At 54.8% G+C, this 15574-nt stretch carries 14 protein-coding genes and 1 tRNA gene; 14 read left to right on the top strand and 1 reads right to left on the bottom strand.

Annotated elements, in window-relative coordinates; genetic code table 11:
* Positions 1-41: 41 nt before the first annotated feature.
* Both cbiB and cobD read left to right on the top strand, forming a co-directional pair.
* Entirely contained in the window at positions 42-1028 is a 987-nt protein-coding gene (gene cbiB / locus GURA_RS00210) for an adenosylcobinamide-phosphate synthase CbiB (RefSeq protein WP_011936989.1), read from the top strand.
* 240 nt (positions 1029-1268) lie between these two features.
* Positions 1269-2342, top strand: a complete 1074-nt coding sequence (gene cobD, locus GURA_RS00215) for a threonine-phosphate decarboxylase CobD (RefSeq protein ID WP_011936990.1) — start codon at positions 1269-1271, stop codon at positions 2340-2342.
* Positions 2343-2368: 26 nt separating this feature from the next.
* On the opposite strand, the gene GURA_RS00220 is transcribed toward cobD, so the two are convergent.
* Positions 2369-3199, bottom strand: a complete 831-nt coding sequence (locus tag GURA_RS00220; protein ID WP_011936991.1) for a PilZ-like domain-containing protein — start codon at positions 3197-3199, stop codon at positions 2369-2371.
* A 530-nt stretch (positions 3200-3729) separates the two neighbouring features.
* Between GURA_RS00220 and GURA_RS00225 the strand changes: the two genes are divergently transcribed.
* The 12 genes from GURA_RS00225 to GURA_RS00280 all read left to right on the top strand — a co-directional run bounded on the left by GURA_RS00225 (position 3730) and on the right by GURA_RS00280 (position 15408).
* Positions 3730-4158 (top strand): Fur family transcriptional regulator, encoded by a 429-nt coding sequence (locus GURA_RS00225; RefSeq protein ID WP_011936992.1) that lies wholly within the window; start codon positions 3730-3732, stop codon positions 4156-4158.
* Positions 4155-5105, top strand: a complete 951-nt coding sequence (locus GURA_RS00230) for a metal ABC transporter substrate-binding protein (RefSeq protein WP_011936993.1) — start codon at positions 4155-4157, stop codon at positions 5103-5105. The genes GURA_RS00225 and GURA_RS00230 overlap by 4 nt, the downstream gene beginning before the upstream one ends.
* Positions 5096-5848 (top strand): metal ABC transporter ATP-binding protein, encoded by a 753-nt coding sequence (locus GURA_RS00235; protein ID WP_011936994.1) that lies wholly within the window; start codon positions 5096-5098, stop codon positions 5846-5848. The genes GURA_RS00230 and GURA_RS00235 overlap by 10 nt, the downstream gene beginning before the upstream one ends.
* A 100-nt stretch (positions 5849-5948) precedes the next feature.
* Positions 5949-6767, top strand: a complete 819-nt coding sequence (locus tag GURA_RS00240) for a metal ABC transporter permease (RefSeq protein ID WP_011936995.1) — start codon at positions 5949-5951, stop codon at positions 6765-6767.
* Between the two features lie 247 nt (positions 6768-7014).
* Positions 7015-7458: a response regulator gene (locus GURA_RS00245; protein WP_011936996.1), complete on the top strand. Its 444-nt coding sequence runs from the start codon at positions 7015-7017 to the stop codon at positions 7456-7458.
* A gap of 89 nt (positions 7459-7547) precedes the next feature.
* A complete protein-coding gene (locus GURA_RS00250; protein WP_011936997.1) occupies positions 7548-8870 on the top strand; it encodes a diguanylate cyclase domain-containing protein in 1323 nt (440 codons plus the stop codon).
* Positions 8871-8934: 64 nt separating this feature from the next.
* On the top strand, positions 8935-10890 hold the full coding sequence (locus GURA_RS00255; RefSeq protein ID WP_011936998.1) for an ATP-binding protein: 1956 nt from the start codon (positions 8935-8937) through the stop codon (positions 10888-10890).
* A gap of 50 nt (positions 10891-10940) precedes the next feature.
* Positions 10941-11771, top strand: a complete 831-nt coding sequence (locus GURA_RS00260; RefSeq protein WP_011936999.1) for a substrate-binding domain-containing protein — start codon at positions 10941-10943, stop codon at positions 11769-11771.
* Positions 11772-11950: 179 nt separating this feature from the next.
* Entirely contained in the window at positions 11951-13285 is a 1335-nt protein-coding gene (locus tag GURA_RS00265; protein ID WP_011937000.1) for a sensor histidine kinase, read from the top strand.
* A 112-nt stretch (positions 13286-13397) separates the two neighbouring features.
* Positions 13398-14723, top strand: a complete 1326-nt coding sequence (locus GURA_RS00270; RefSeq protein ID WP_041245625.1) for a diguanylate cyclase domain-containing protein — start codon at positions 13398-13400, stop codon at positions 14721-14723.
* 56 nt (positions 14724-14779) lie between these two features.
* The gene (tadA, locus tag GURA_RS00275; RefSeq protein WP_011937002.1) at positions 14780-15310 is read left to right on the top strand and encodes a tRNA adenosine(34) deaminase TadA; all 531 of its coding nucleotides are present in this window, start codon (positions 14780-14782) and stop codon (positions 15308-15310) included.
* A 10-nt stretch (positions 15311-15320) separates the two neighbouring features.
* Positions 15321-15408: transfer RNA gene (locus GURA_RS00280), tRNA-Ser, on the top strand.
* The last annotated feature ends 166 nt before the right edge of the window (positions 15409-15574 follow it).

The raw sequence follows: 15574 nt of genomic DNA on the forward strand, positions 1-15574 counted from the left end.
ACAAAAAGCAAAAAAAGGTCGTCCGGTCTCTCCATTCCGCTATGGTGAATGCATGGTTACCCGTGACAGAAACGCTCGCCCGTAGTGCTGCCGTGATCATCGTTGCCGTTCTGCTCGATCTGCTCCTGGGCGATCCGCGCTGGCTGCCGCACCCGGTGGTCGGCATCGGCAGGCTCATCTCCTTCACGGAGAAGGCTTTGCGCCGGTCCATCCCCAACGAGCGCGCCGCTGGGATTCTCCTCCTTTTCATCACCGTCGGCCTCACCTATTCACTTGCATACCTGTTCTTGAGGGGGGCTTACGGCATAAGCCCTTACCTCGGTTCTGCAACAGCAGCGTTCCTCGCCTGGACCTGTCTGGCGGCCCGATCCCTGCACCGGGAATCCCGGCTTGTGGCGGATGCCCTCTTAAGGGGAGATATTCAGGAGGCGCGCCGTTACCTCTCCTATATCGTCGGCCGGGACACGGCGGAGCTGGAGGCGCCGGAGATTTGGCGCGGGGTGGTGGAAACCGTGGCGGAAAATACCTCCGACGGGGTCATCGCCCCCCTTTTCTATCTGATGCTTGGCGGCCCTGCCCTCGGGCTGGCCTACAAGGCGGTCAATACCCTCGATTCCATGGTCGGCTACAAAAACGAGCGTTACCTCCGCTTCGGCTGGGCATCGGCCCGCTTCGACGATCTGGCGAATTACATCCCTGCCCGACTTACCGGTTTGCTGATGGTGATCGCTGCGCCGCTTGTCGGCCTGTCTGCTCGCAGTGCCTGGCGCATTATGCTGCGAGACGGACGCAATCACTCTTCCCCCAACAGCGGCGTTTCAGAGGCGGCTGCCGCCGGGGCGCTAGCTGTGCAACTGGGGGGGCTCAACCATTATTTCGGCAAACCGGTTGAGAAACCGACCATCGGCGATGCGTGCGGGCCGCTGACGCCGGAAGCCTACCGGGGAGCAGTGCGGCTCATGTACGGCGCCGAAATCCTGCTGGTGGCGGGATTCCTGGTAGTTGCGAATCTCTGTTTCTCTCCGTAGAGCACACCAAATAATCCTAAAAACGGCAGTTATGCCACAGAGCCACGGAGACACAGAGAAAATCACAGAGTATTTACAAATAAGACCGTTCACCAAAATGGAGAAGCACAAACAAGCTGCTTAATGATGCAACCTTTCTATTTTGTTAACTCGGTGTCTCTGTGGCGCTGTGGCAAATGCTTTTTCTGGATAATTGTGGATGATGGTTTTTTTGAGCGCATTGCGCCAAAGGATGAGCATATGAAAAACTTCGATCATGGCGGTAATGTCTTTGCCGTTGCCCGTTCCCTGGGGGTCAGGCCGGAAGAGATTCTCGATTTTTCCGCCAGCATCAACCCGCTCGGGATGGCGCCGGTGGTGAAGGAGGCGCTCCTTTCTTCTCTTGATCGGCTCATGCACTACCCTGACAGCGATGCCGTGGAACTGAGCCGGGCCGTGGCTGCGTTCCACGGCCTTGACGAAGCGTCTATCTGCGTGTCAAACGGCTCAACGGAACTCATCTACCTGCTCCCCCGCCTGGTCAAGGGGAAGCGGGCGCTTATCGTCGCCCCTGCCTTTTCCGAATATGCGAATGCTTTGGCGCGGGAGGGGTGGGAGATTGCCTATCTCGACCTTGCAGCGCATGACGGATTCAGCCTGTCGCTTCAGGCGCTGGAAGAACGCCTTGCGGAAGGCTTCGACGCCCTGTTCCTCTGCAACCCCGGCAATCCCACCGGTAAACTGCTGCCCCCTGCGACCATTGAAAAGGTTTGTGCCCTCTGTCGCTCGAACGGAACCTTCCTGGTTTTGGACGAGGCGTTCATGGATTTCTGCGAAGAGGAGTCGGCCAAACATCTCATCGTCAAAGGGGGGGGAGTGGTGCTGCGCTCCCTGACAAAGTTCTTTGCCATCCCCGGTTTGCGGCTCGGCTACGCCCTTGGTTCCGCGTCGGTCATTGCCGGTCTGGCGGCACTGCGCGAGCCTTGGAGCGTCAACACCCCCGCCCAGGCAGCCGGTATCGCTGCACTGTCCGACCACGATTACCGGCAGCGCACCATGCGGTTTGTGGCCGCGGAACGCGCTTTTCTTGCCGCAGGCCTTGCCGCTTTAGCCGGTTGCAAGCCTTATCCGGCGGCTGCAAATTACCTGCTGGTGGAGATCAAAGGGGGGCCTTCCGCTGCTGACCTCAGGGAGAGGCTTCTTGGCCGTGGCATCCTGATACGCGACTGCTCAACCTTTCACGGTCTCGATGACCGCTTTTTCAGGGTTGCGGTGCGCGGACGCGAGGAAAACGAACGACTTGTCGAGCAGTTGGCGAAAGTGTTGCGGCTATAGGCCGGAAGGAGGGGATGGTCGGGACGTTAACGGACGGGGAGGGAATGAAAGTCCTTGTTGCAGCTCCGGATTTTCTTGATCTCTTCGCTGCAGACATACTTTATTATACGGTCGCGATTTCTTTCGTGGATGCTGATATATCTCATGCCGGCGATATAGCGATAGTTCGAGCGCCAGGTAGAGGGTTGACAGTAAACCACCTCGGCCACCGCCGGCACAAGTTCCGGTTGCGGGTGCGGCAAACGGAAGGCCAGGTTGAGCCGGGTGCCGGCTTGCAGTTCTTCCTGAAGCTCGGCCCTGATGCCGCCGCCGCTGATGTTGATGATGAGAGGCTCTGTTGCAGGTACTTTGCCGACGACATTTTCTTGTTCCATGACAAATGGGTTATGGAAGGCAAGAGGGTATGCCATGGAAACGGAAATGTCGCCGTATTCGGTTGTATTGTGGCCGGTAATACACCTGTTGCGTGGCACCTCCCAGCTTTGTTCCGGCGTTTCCGGGGAATACTCCATGCTGATTGATGTGTCGAGCCGGAAATATGATCTCAGTTCATCGGAAACCACGGGACCGGTGAGTTTAATGGTGAGGTTTTCGCAACTGTCATCATGCTCGATGACAGCTTTACAGCGGTAACCTTGACCGCGACTACCTGCCCTGATAGACAAGGGCTCGCCGCTTTTCAGCTGGATATTGTGCGGGAGCATGTCCCTCGATAAGCAGATGGCGAACAGATTTTTACTGATCGAGCTGATGACGGCCCATTCGTGAAAGAACTGGTTGCTGCCCAGAGGCAGTTCAATCTTAATGCGCTGGTTGATATGGAAATACTCGGAATAATTAGGGATATGCTCAGTCATTAAAGGTGACCCGTGATGCCTGGCTGTGCAGAACCATTTGCCGTCGAGTAAAAGTGCTGAAGACGAGAATCTGTTAGCAAAATACTTGCCACTTGGTCGATTGACGCTCGGTATGCGTTATCATGTCGGTTTATTTAATATTTTACGTGGGTTAAGTCAACTGCTTTCCGGTGTTGCGGCACGTAACAACGGTTTGTGTCGGTTCCATTACGCTAAACCCCCTGTTTTTAATGGTTATATGACATCACGTCTGTTTGTATGCCTATAAGCAGGCAATCATAAAAACTTGACAAGAAACGAAATAGGATTACTTTAAAAAGAAATGATTTCTATTTAGTTTCTGTCCGAAAAGGGTGCTTGTATGCCCTGGCTGTGTCAATCTGCGGGCTTGCTTGTGCGGCGTACCGATGTACGCCTCCGCGCAATCCCTTGATTTCCTTGCCAGGACATAAAATCCCCGCTTTCCGAATCAGAAACCAATAGTTTCTCATCGGGAGTTTCCGGATGGAAACTATTTACTGCGGGGCAACATGTACGACCAACACTGTCAGGCGCTAAAGGGGCTGAAGCTGAAGGCCACGCCGAAAAGGCTGGCCATTCTCAGTCTGCTGGCAGAGGAATCCGCTTACGTCAGTCCGGAAGAGATCTGGCGCAAGCTTCAGGGAAAGTTCGGCCGGCTCGGCCTGCCGACAGTCTACCGCAACCTGGAGGAACTGGCTTCGGGAGGGGTCATCAGCAAGGTAATACACCCCAACCGCCAGCTCTATTACTATTTTTGCCCGAACCGCCACCATCACCACCATTTCATCTGCATCGCCTGCAGAAAGGTCGAAGACATCGATTTTTGCGGCATGGACGAGATTGCAAAAAACATCAGCGGCACGGTGTTGTCCCATATCGTTCAAGTGAACGGTCTCTGCCACACTTGTTCGAATCAACAGGAAGGGGTAGCCCTATGAGACGATGGTTCATGGCCGCGCTTGTGCTGCCGGTGGCAATAAGCCTCTGCACGGCTTGCCATAAGCGGGAGCAAGGGGGAGCACCGGGAAAATTGAAGGTGGTCACTACCCTCTTTCCCCTGTACGATTTTGCGAAACAGATCGGCGGCAACAAGGCTGACGTGAGTCTGCTGCTTCCACCCGGCATGGAGCCCCACAGCTTCGAGCCCAAGCCCGATGACATGGTCAGGGTCAACCGGGCCGACCTGTTCATTTTTACCAACAAATACATGGAGCCGTGGGCAGCGCAGATTGTCGGCGCTCTGGACAACAAGAAAATCCTGGTGGTCGATACCAGCCGTGGAGTGAAGCTGCTCAAGGCTGGGAGCGAAGCGGCTACCGGTCACGAGGACGATGCCCACGGCCACGAGGCCGGAGGGGTGGACCCCCACATGTGGCTTGATTTCGACAATGCCCGCCTCATGGTCGATAACATGCTCGCCGGCTTTGTCGCCAGGGACCCGGCCAACCGGGAGTATTACTCCGCCAATGCCGCTGCTTACAAGGCGCAACTGGCCGCCCTGGACCAGCGCTTCAAGGCGGGTCTTTCACAATGCGACAAAAGAGAGTTTCTCCATGGCGGCCACTTTGCCTTCGGCTATCTGGCAAAGCGCTACGGCCTTCGTTATCAATCGGCGTATGCGGTAAATGCCGACGCCGAACCGACCGCAGCCAAGCTGGCTGATCTTGTCAAGCAGATGCGGAGCTACGGCCTGAAATACGTTTATACCGAGGAACTGCTCAACCCGAGGGTCGCTGAGACCATAGCCCGGGAAACCGGCGCCGGCCTTCTCCATCTGCACGGAGCCCACAACATCAGCAAGGAGGACCTCGATCGAGGGGTAACGTTCATCTCCCTGATGGAGGATAATCTGAAAAACTTGAGGATTGGACTGCAATGCCGATAGAAGCGCTGTCAGTGCAAGGGCTTTTTTCAGGATACCAAGGCGCCGATGTCCTGCAGGATATCTCGTTTACGGTCATGCCGGGCGATTATGTCGGCGTTGTCGGGCCGAATGGCTCCGGCAAGAGCACCCTGATCAAGACGATTCTCGGCCTGCTCGAACCGGAGCGCGGCTCGATAACGCTTTTCGGCACCCCCTTCAGCAGCTTCCGCGACTGGCGCCGGATCGGCTACCTCCCCCAGGGGTTGCAGTTTTTCAACCCGCATTTCCCTGCCACGGTTGCCGAGATTGTGCGGCTCGGCAGGCTTGCGGGGAAGAAATTCCCGAAGCGTTTCGACAAAAACGATCAGGTTGCGGTTGAGCGTACCCTGCACTGGATGGATATTTGCAGCATCAAAGACAAGCTGATCGGCGAGCTGTCGGGCGGGTTGCGGCAACGGGTCCTCCTTGCCAGGGCCCTCGTCAACGAACCGGAGCTCCTGGTTCTGGACGAACCGACAACCGCCCTCGATCCCGAAACGAGGGAACATTTTTACCAGCTGATCTATGACATGAACCGGGAGCGGAAAACGACGGTCATCCTCGTCACCCACGACACCGGCACCATCGGCCGATACGCGTCGCGGCTTCTCTATCTGGACAAGCGGCTCGTTTTTTACGGCGGATTCGACGATTTCTGCATGTCGGCGGAAATGACCGGTTTTTTCGGCGAACACGCCCAACATGTGGTCTGTCACAGGCATTAACAACAGGTTCGAGGTTCGAGGTTCGAGGTTCGAGGTTCGAGGTTCGAGGTTGGTTTTTAATGTAGAACGTTGAACGTAGAACATATTTTAAGAGGGTTTGATGGACATTGGTGAAATTCTCAGTTACGGATTTTTACAGCGGGCGCTGGTCGCCGGCTCGCTGATTGCCGTGCTCTGCTCCGTTCTGGGGGTTTTTCTGGTGTTGCGCCGTCTTTCCCTGATCGGCGACGGCCTGGCCCATGTCACCTTCGGCAGCGTCGCCCTGGCACTCTTTCTCGGGTTCCATTCGGCACTTACGACCGTCGCTGCCATCCCCTGCGTGCTTCTTGCATCCCTGGGGGTCCTCAGGCTGACGGAAAAGGCGAAAATCTACGGCGATACGGCCATCGGCATCGTCTCTTCTCTGGGGATCGCCATCGGCGTGCTGCTGGCGAGCATGGCCGGAGGCTTCAATGTCGATCTCTTCAGTTACCTGTTCGGCAACATCCTCTCCATCAGCACCACGGAACTGCTGATTTCAGCCGGACTCTTCCTCGTGGTCCTTGTTTCTGTGGCGTTAAACTACAACGAACTGTTCGCCATCACCTTCGATGAGGAGCTGGCCAAAAGCGCCGGCATCAGTACCAAACGGATCAATTCGATCCTGGTACTGTTGACCGCGCTCACCGTAGTGCTGGCTATGAAGGTGGTGGGCATCATGCTGATTTCGGCGCTGCTGATTCTTCCAGCGGTTTCAGCCCTGCAACTGGCCAAGGGCTTTAAGACGGCGATTTTGCTGGCAGCCTTAATCGGCATGGGAACGGTGATAATCGGCATATTCGCATCCTTCGTCATGAATCTTCCCACCGGTGCGACGATCGTTCTTGTTAATTTTGTGCTCTTTGCCCTCACCTTCGTCATCAAGACGCTCCGGCGATAATCGACAAGTAACCTCTCTCCTATTTCTCCCTTTCGCATACTTCCTTGATGCGGTCCTTGACCAGGCGGTCATTTTCGTAAATCCTCTCCCTGATTTTCCTGCACCTGGTCTGGGCGCTTGGCTCGATGGCCCCTCCACGTTGTTCAGCAGCACATTAACCCGGGAAACACTTAAGTAGTTGATAGAAGTGCCGATGAGACTAGAGAAAAGTCTGACTGCAATGTCAATTGAGTATCGGGAGGGATTCATGTCTAGTCATCAGGCCGTAACAATACTTCTCGTGGAAGATGACGCGGGTCATGCCCGACTTATCGAAAAAAACCTGCATCGGGCCGGCGTTTCCAACGAGATCATTCACCTGGACGACGGCCAGAAGGCGGTAGACTTTCTCTTCAACGAGGGGCGCTATGCCAACGGCGCAAACCTTGTGCCGCTCCTCATCCTCCTTGATCTGAATATGCCGGTTTTGGACGGATATCAGGTCCTGAGCCGGATCAAGGCGGATGAACGGACGAAACGCATCCCGGTGGTCATGCTGACAACGACCGATAACCCGCAAGAGATCGCCAAGTGCTACGAACTGGGGTGCAACATCTATGTCACCAAGCCGGTCGAATATGAAAGTTTCTCCGAGGCGATCCGCAATCTCGGACTGTTTCTCTCCATTGTTAAAGTTCCCGACGAGCCGTAAATTGCCGGACCTGTGCACGGGTCCATAATTTGTAGAAAAGGTGCTTTCCACGAGAGGCAGTTGGCGAAAAAAGCGAAAGGATTAAAGACGTGGCAGCAGTAACTTCAGCGCACATTCTTTACATGGAAGACGATGCAGGGTTGGCCAGGCTGTTACAGAAGAGTTTGCAGCGGCTGGGCCACAGTGTCGACATTGCCGATAACGGCGAGGCTGGTTTGGCGATGGTGGCAAAGGGGCGCTACGACCTTGTGCTGGTCGATTACAACATGCCGGTCTGCGGCGGGATGGATGTGCTCCGCTTCATGACGGCAAAGAGAGGTCTCCCGCCGGTCATCATGGTGACCGGCAACGGTAATGAAAGGGTCGCCGTAGAGGCGCTGAAGCTGGGGGCTACCGATTATATCGTAAAAGATGTGGATATGGGCTACCTGGAACTGTTGCCGATAATCATCGGACAGGTGCTGGAGAAGGAGCAGCTTATCCGGGAAAGGGAGCAGATGTTCCTTGCCGTTCAGGAGAGCGAGGAGAGGTATCGAAAGCTCGTTGAACTTTCACCGGACGGGATTGCCATCCACCAGGAGGGGCGGTTTGTGTTCGTCAATCCGACGGGAATGGAGATTCTCGGGGTCAGAGAAAGTGAGGAATTGCTCGGGAGGGAGATCCTTGAATTTGTTCACCCGAACTTTCATCAGGCAGTTCGGGAAAGGGTCGAGCTACTGGCCAAGAGCGGCAAGGAACTGCCGCTCACCGAAGAGAAATTCCTCCGTCTGGACGGGACGGAGGTCGATGTGGAGGTTGTCACGCTCCCGTTTACCTTCAATGGGGAACCGGCATGCCAGGCGATCTTCCGCGACATCACCGAGCGGAAACTGGCCAAGGAACGGCTTGAATATATGGCTAATTTCGATGCTTTGACCGCCCTCCCCAACCGCACGCTGTTTTTTGACCGTCTCGGTCAGGTACTGTTCCGTGCCAAACGGTATCAGGAGCTGTTTGCACTGCTGTTTCTCGACCTGGACCGGTTCAAGCAGGTCAATGATACATTCGGCCACGATATCGGGGACAGGCTGCTCGGAGAAGTCGCCGACAGGCTGATCGCCTGTCTGCGCGAGTCGGATACGGTGGCAAGGATGGGCGGTGACGAATTCACCGTCATCCTGTCCAGAATTGCCGATATGCAGGACGCTGAATCGGTTGCCTGCAAGATCATAACGACCCTGGCCGCGCCGTTTTGCTTGCAAGGGCATGAGTGTACTATCGGCGCCAGTATCGGTATCAGTATTTTTCCCTGCGACAGCCTTGACCCGGAATCGCTCCTGAAAATGGCCGATACCGCCATGTATCAGGCCAAGGAGAACGGTCGCAATACCTTCAGTTTTTACAGCGACGGTCTGCAGCCGGTTGCTTGCTGATCTGCCGCATTGCCGGGTTATCGGTTGTTTCATGGTTGAAAGGTTGTTGCCAGGCGGAGAATGGATGAGGATCAGGGGAAAACTGATAACGGGTTATTTTATGGTTGCCCTGTTGACGGCTGTTGTTGGATTTTTCGGGATAAACGCCACAAAAATCGTCAATGACGAGTTTGTGCGCTTCTCAGAGGATGAGATGCCGCTTAACCAGGCGCTCCAGGAGCTGAAATTCGCCGGGCTGAGGATCGTCACCTCAACCATGGAATACGGCTTTCTCAGTCGGCAGGGAAAAGAGGGGCGGTCAGGCGATGAGCAAAAGGAGGAAAAGAGGATACTGGCAGCAGGCATCAAATCGTATGACAACTCATTTATCCGATACGAATATCTTCTGCGGAGTCATTGCCGGGCCAGAGGTGTCAAACGGTCAATCGACCCCATACAAAGCAGCGGATTGGAGCTGCTGAATACCAGCGCGGCTATCGTTTCGTTGATAGAGAAGAACGGCACCGGCTCAGAATTGAGGGAATTGAAGAAAAAACATGAACATGCCGAGCAGACGTTTCTCCAGGCGGTTATGTCCGACTACGAACAGAACAGAAGGGATTTCACAGTCAGCAAAGATCTGACGAATGCGACGATGTGGGATGCCAAGCACAATATCGAGATGCTCACTATTTCTACGTTTGTCCTTGCACTCCTCTGCGGCATACTGATTTCCGCTTCCATTTCACGGCGGTTGACGAGGTTGGAGCTGGCTGCGAAAAAGATCGGCGAGGGTGAGCTCGAAACGGTCATCGACATTAAATCAAACGACGAAGTCGGCTCTTTGGCGACCGCCTTCAGCAGGATGGTCGGGGACCTCAAAAGATCAAGGGATGAGATCGTTGCCGGGAAAAATTATCTGAACGACATCATCCATTCCATGATGGATGCTCTCATCGTCGTCGCACCGGACGGCACGATTCAGAGCATCAACGGCGCCGCCTGTTCCATGCTCGGTTACGATGAAGAGCCTGTAGGTGAGGCGTTTGCTAATATTCTACAGGAGTCCCCGTTTGACGAACTGGTTGAACAGGGGTTCATGCGTAATGCAGAAAAAACCTACCTTGCGAGAGACGGGAGAAGCATTCCCGTGGCTTTTTCCGGTTCGGTGATGTGGAATTCCGACAACACCATGCGGGGTATTGTCTGCGTGGCCCAGGACATTACCGAACGAAAACATGCGGAGAACATGCTGCATAGATATACCGAGGAACTCAGGGACAACAATGAAGAACTGAAGGGGTTCGCCTATATCGTTTCCCATGACATGCGAGCGCCTCTCGTCAACATCAAGGGTTTTTCCCGTGAACTGCTGGATGTTTTGCAGGAGCTTGACGCAAGACTTCAAGGGGCGTTATCGCTTATCGAAGAGGGCGAACGGGATAGGATAAATACCATTTTACGGAATGAGGTGCCGGAGGCGCTCGATTTCATTAATTCATCCGTTCACCGGATGGATGTCATGATTAAAGCGGTACTGAAGCTGTCCCATCTTGGTCGGCGCGAGATCAGGACTGAACCGGTGAAAGCGGACGAACTGGTCCACGGCATTTTGAAGACGATGAAACATCAGCTGGAGCGGGGTAAGGTAACGGTTACGGTGGGGGATCTGCCGGATCTTGTTATGGACCGGACCGCCATGGAGCAGATTGTCGGCAACCTCCTGGACAATGCGGTAAAGTACCTGGAACCCGGTCGTCCCGGCAAACTGGAGATCACCGCTGAACAGGGGGACGGTAAAACCACATTCCATTGCAGGGACAACGGCCGCGGCATCAGCCATGAGGATATGGCCAAAATTTTTGAACTTTTCCGCCGGGCCGGCAGGCAGGACACAGAAGGGGAGGGTATGGGGCTTGCGTACGTGAAGACCCTGTTGAAGCGTTTCGGCGGTCGGATCTGGTGCGAATCGCAGCCGGGAGAGGGGAGCGTCTTCAGCTTCACCATTCCCATGCAGGGGAATTTGAACGGCACATCATAGGTGTGAAAAACGGAGAACCGCCATTGGGCGTGATAGGGAGGGAAAGGGTCGTGCGGAACTCGAAGTCAGGTATACGGTGCGCGGTGCTGTTCCTGCTGTTGGCAGCGGGAGTGTTGTTTCCCGCTTTAGCAACTGCGGAAACAGTGATAAAAATCGGCGGTTCCGGGGGTGCCCTCGGTTCCATGAAGCGGCTTGCCGAGGCATTTATGAGGTCTCACCCCGGCGTCAAGATCCAGGTGCTTTCCAGCCTTGGCAGCTCCGGCGGGATCAAGGCGTTGATGGCGGGTGTGCTGGATCTGGCGGTCAGCGGCCGGCCTCTCAAGGATGATGAGAAGGCGAAAGGGGGGACAGAAATTCAGTACGCCAGAACCCCCCTTGTTTTCGTCGTCCACAGCAAGGTTGCCGGGTCAGCAGTGACAACCCATGAGCTGGAACAGATCTACGGTGGCCAGATGCCGGATTGGCCCGATGGCAGTCGCATCCGCCTCGTGATTCGGCCGGAAGGAGATTCGGACACACAACTCCTGCGCGGCATTTCCCCTGCCATGGACCAGGCTGTGAAGAGCGCCATCGGCAAGGCGGGAATGAACTTTGCCGTAACGGACCAGGACAGCATCGACATGGTGACGAAGGTGCCGGGGAGCCTTGGCGCGGCGACGCTGAGTCAGATCATGACGGAAAGGCCGCCGGTAAAAGTCCTGGCCTACAACGGCGTGAAACCCGTTGTGAAGGCGATGGCCAAGGGGCGTTATCCGTTGTCCAAGCCGCTTTATCTGATAACCATGAACAAGAGCGCGGCTGCTGCCAGGGAGTTTGCCGCATTCGTGCGCTCTCCGGCCGGGAAGAGGATCCTGGCGAATTCCGGCAACCAACCAATCTAGGAGCCTGTCGGACTTAGGAATGAATCTACTGCGAGAACGGCAAATCGGTCCATATTTCCGTAAATTTTCGACAAATAGGTCCACTATTCGCTCTCAAATTTCCGGAAATCTGTCCTCGATTTTCCATTCTCTCGCTACGATCACCTAAGTCCGACAGACTCCTAAGCAGGCAATAAACCATGCATGACGACAGCAACAACACCAACCTGATCAGGATCACCACGAGGATCGCCGCAACTGTTGCCGCTGCGGTGACGCTGACCATGCCACTCGGCTACTTTGCCGTTTCTTACCAATACATGGTGGGGAGTCTCGAAACGGCATCGGAGGTCAGTGCCTACAATATCTCCAAGGTCATCAGCGCAAATCCTGAGCTGTGGCGTTATGAGACGGTGCGGCTCGACGAGTTGCTGGTTCGCCGTCAGCCTACCTGTCGGGCCGAAACCCGACGCATTATCGATAATCAGGGCAACCTGGTGGCGGAAAGTGCCAACAGCCTCACCCCGCCGATTGTCAAGCGGTCATACCCCCTGAAGGATGCTGGTGCGGACGTCGGAAAAATCGAGATCAGCCGTTCCCTTAATCCCATTCTGCTCCGCACGGCCCTTGTGTCGTTTCTGGGGTTTGTTCTCGGGATGACCGTGTTCATCACCCTTCGCGTCCTCCCCAAGCGTGCGATCAACGAACTGAAGCGCACTGAAGAAAAACTGCATCGCTATGCCCGGGAACTGAAGGAGAGCAACGAAGATCTCAAGAACTTTGCCTATATCGTTTCCCACGATCTGCGCGCGCCGCTTGTGAATATCAAGGGCTTTGCCGGAGAACTCAGCGCCGGCCTGAAGGAGCTCGAGGTAATAAAGGAAAGCGGTGTCTGCCGGTTTGAAGGGAATGACGGGGAGAGGGTCGATAAAATATTGGGGACCGAGGTGCCGGAGGCGCTCGATTTCATAAATTCTTCGGTCAACCGGATGGACGCACTCATCAATTCTATCCTGAAGCTGTCGCGTCTGGGGCACCGGGAACTGAAGCCGGAGCCCGTTGACGTGAAAGAGCTTGTTGCGACCATCCTGAAAACATTGACCCACCAGCTTGAACAGCATAGCGCGGAGGTGGTGTTGGGGGCGTTGCCTGAACTCGTTGCAGACAGAACTTCGCTGGAGCAGATCATGGGGAATCTCCTGGACAACGCGGTCAAATATTTCGATCCGCAGCGTCCCGGCAGGCTTGAGATATGCACGGAGAGCGGGGTTGATGAGGTTGTCTTCCATCTCCGCGACAACGGCCGCGGAATTTCCAAGGACGACATCCAGAAGGTTTTCGAGATTTTCCGCCGCGCGGGTAAGCAGGATGTGCAGGGGGATGGAATGGGGCTCGCCTACGTGAAAACCCTGGTGCGCCGCCTCGGGGGGCGCATCTGGTGTAAGTCGGAGCTGGGGATTGGAACAACGTTCAGCTTTGCCATTCCTAAGTCCGACAGGCTCCCGGGCAATGAACGGGGTGATTTTGCCTTATGAAAACGCCGACCGGAGATTACAGATTTTTCCGCAGATGCCGATATGTGTAAAATCGGCGTATTTCATCGGCGCCCTTATTGGGGAAACCGTGGTTCCAGGTGAAGGAGCAATTGTGGTTGATACAAAATCAGTTCGCATATTATACATGGAAGACGATGCCGGTTTGGCCCGCATTTTACAAAAGACCATGCAGCGGCTGGGGTATATTATCGACCTGGCGGGCAACGGCGAAGAAGGTCTGGCCATGGCAGAAAGGAGAGAGTACGATACCGTCCTGGTCGATTACAACATGCCGGTATGCGGAGGTATTGATGTACTCCGTATACTGACCGCCCGGCAAAAGCATCCACCGGTGATAATGGTTACCGGCAACGGAAATGAAAAAGTTGCGGTCGAGGCGCTCAAGTTGGGCGCAACCGATTACATAGTCAAAGACGTTGATATGGGGTATCTGGAGTTGCTCCCGCTGGTCATCGGCCAGGTGCTGCAAAAGCAACACCTGATCAACGAGCGGGAGCAGATGCTTGCGGCAATGCAGGAAAGCGAAGGACGCTACAGGAAACTTGTCGAGCTTTCGCCGGACGGGATAGTAATTTGCGCCCGGGGCCGTTTCGTATTTATAAACCCGGCAGGAGTAACGCTCCTTGGCGCACCCGGGCCGAAAGAGCTGTTGGGCATGGCGATGATCGATTTCGTGCACCCCGATTACAGGGATATCTTCAAAGCGCAGATGCGGCAACTGGAGGATAATGGCTACAATGTGCCGTGGATCGAAGAGAGGTTCATACGATTCGACATGGCGGACATCGACGTGGAAGTGTCCGGGGTCCCTTTCACGTTTCGAGGAGAAGCGGCAGTCCAGATCATCTTTCGAGACATAACCGAGCGAACCCTCGCCAAGCGCCGCCTGGAACAGATGGCCCATTACGATACCCTGACATCCCTTCCCAATCGCGCCCTGTTTTTTGACCGGTTCACCACCATGCTGGAGCAGGCCAAGAGATATGGGACTGCTTTCGCCCTTTTGTACCTGGATTTAGACAGTTTCAAGCAGGTAAACGATAGCCTGGGACACGATGTCGGCGACCTTTTGTTGAAGAAGGTTACGGAGAGGCTGACGGGCAATCTGCGTAAATCGGATACGGTGGCCCGTATGGGAGGGGACGAGTTTACGGTCATACTTTCGCGGATAAATGAAAGGGAAGATGCAGCCGTCGTTGCCAGAAAAATCATCTATGTCCTTTCCATGCCGTTTGATTTGAAGGGAAATCAATGCTCGATCGGGGTCAGCATCGGGATCAGCGTTTTTCCCGACGATGGTGACGATACCGAAACGCTTCTGAAAAATGCCGATACAGCCATGTACAGTGCCAAGGAAAGTGACCGCGAAAAATATCAGTATTATGTCTCTCCTGAAGCCGTTGAACAATCAACTTGACAATCAATTTCCTTGCGTGGTAGTTTTCCAGGCGGTTTCCGCCAATATCCTTTTTAGTGCACACTTGCATAATTTTGCCAAACAAGCCGACAATTATAAAAAGTGCAGTCGAGAAGGATGACGTCTGGTGGATGGGGAGCGCCATCCGCGAAGCCGAAAAGGCTGCCGAGCGGGGTGAAGTACCCATCGGCGCAGTCATAGTCAGAGACGGGAAAATTATTTCCAGGGGCTATAACCTGCGGGAGGGGAAGCAGGACCCGGCAGCCCATGCCGAGCTGATAGCCATCCGCAAGGCGGCAAAAAAACTGGGTAACTGGCGACTTGCCGGCACGACGCTGTACGTTACCCTGGAACCATGTATAATGTGCATGGGGGCCATACTGCTGGCAAGGGTCGAAAAGGTCGTATTCGGCTGTTATGATCCCAAGGGAGGGGCGGCCGGTTCCCTTTACGATTTGTCCGACGACAAGCGGCTCAACCATAGGGTAACCTTGGTTGCCGGGATCAGGCAGGCGGAATGCGCGGCGCTTCTGAGCGGGTTTTTTGCGGCGCTCAGGGCAGAAAAAAAGCGGGCAAAGCTACAATAGTTTCACTTTCGGAGAGGTGTCCGAGTGGTCGATGGTGCCTGACTCGAAATCAGGTGTACGGCAACGTACCTAGGGTTCGAATCCCTACCTCTCCGCCATTAAATTTGCTGTAAAATTAGATATTTAATTTTAACAGCGTCCCTAAAAACCCCCAACTTTCACCAAGAACATTCTGGTAAAAAGGAAGGGGTTTTTCTTTTGACCTCAACATAATCTTTACCGAAATACCGCAGGGGCAGACCTTCTTGGCCGGAATGGCGCCAG

The sequence above is a fragment of the Geotalea uraniireducens Rf4 genome, assembly GCF_000016745.1.
Taxonomy (GTDB): Bacteria; Desulfobacterota; Desulfuromonadia; order Geobacterales; family Geobacteraceae; genus Geotalea; species Geotalea uraniireducens.

Coding starts and splice junctions, on each gene's coding strand:
- GURA_RS00240 (WP_011936995.1), top strand. CDS start 5,949: ATGGACATTGGTGAAATTCTCAGTTACGGATTTTTACAGCGGGCGCTG.
- GURA_RS00245 (WP_011936996.1), top strand. CDS start 7,015: ATGTCTAGTCATCAGGCCGTAACAATACTTCTCGTGGAAGATGACGCG.
- GURA_RS00225 (WP_011936992.1), top strand. CDS start 3,730: ATGTACGACCAACACTGTCAGGCGCTAAAGGGGCTGAAGCTGAAGGCC.
- GURA_RS00255 (WP_011936998.1), top strand. CDS start 8,935: ATGAGGATCAGGGGAAAACTGATAACGGGTTATTTTATGGTTGCCCTG.
- cbiB (WP_011936989.1), top strand. CDS start 42: ATGGTGAATGCATGGTTACCCGTGACAGAAACGCTCGCCCGTAGTGCT.
- GURA_RS00230 (WP_011936993.1), top strand. CDS start 4,155: ATGAGACGATGGTTCATGGCCGCGCTTGTGCTGCCGGTGGCAATAAGC.
- GURA_RS00265 (WP_011937000.1), top strand. CDS start 11,951: ATGCATGACGACAGCAACAACACCAACCTGATCAGGATCACCACGAGG.
- cobD (WP_011936990.1), top strand. CDS start 1,269: ATGAAAAACTTCGATCATGGCGGTAATGTCTTTGCCGTTGCCCGTTCC.
- GURA_RS00235 (WP_011936994.1), top strand. CDS start 5,096: ATGCCGATAGAAGCGCTGTCAGTGCAAGGGCTTTTTTCAGGATACCAA.
- GURA_RS00220 (WP_011936991.1), bottom strand. CDS start 3,199: ATGACTGAGCATATCCCTAATTATTCCGAGTATTTCCATATCAACCAG.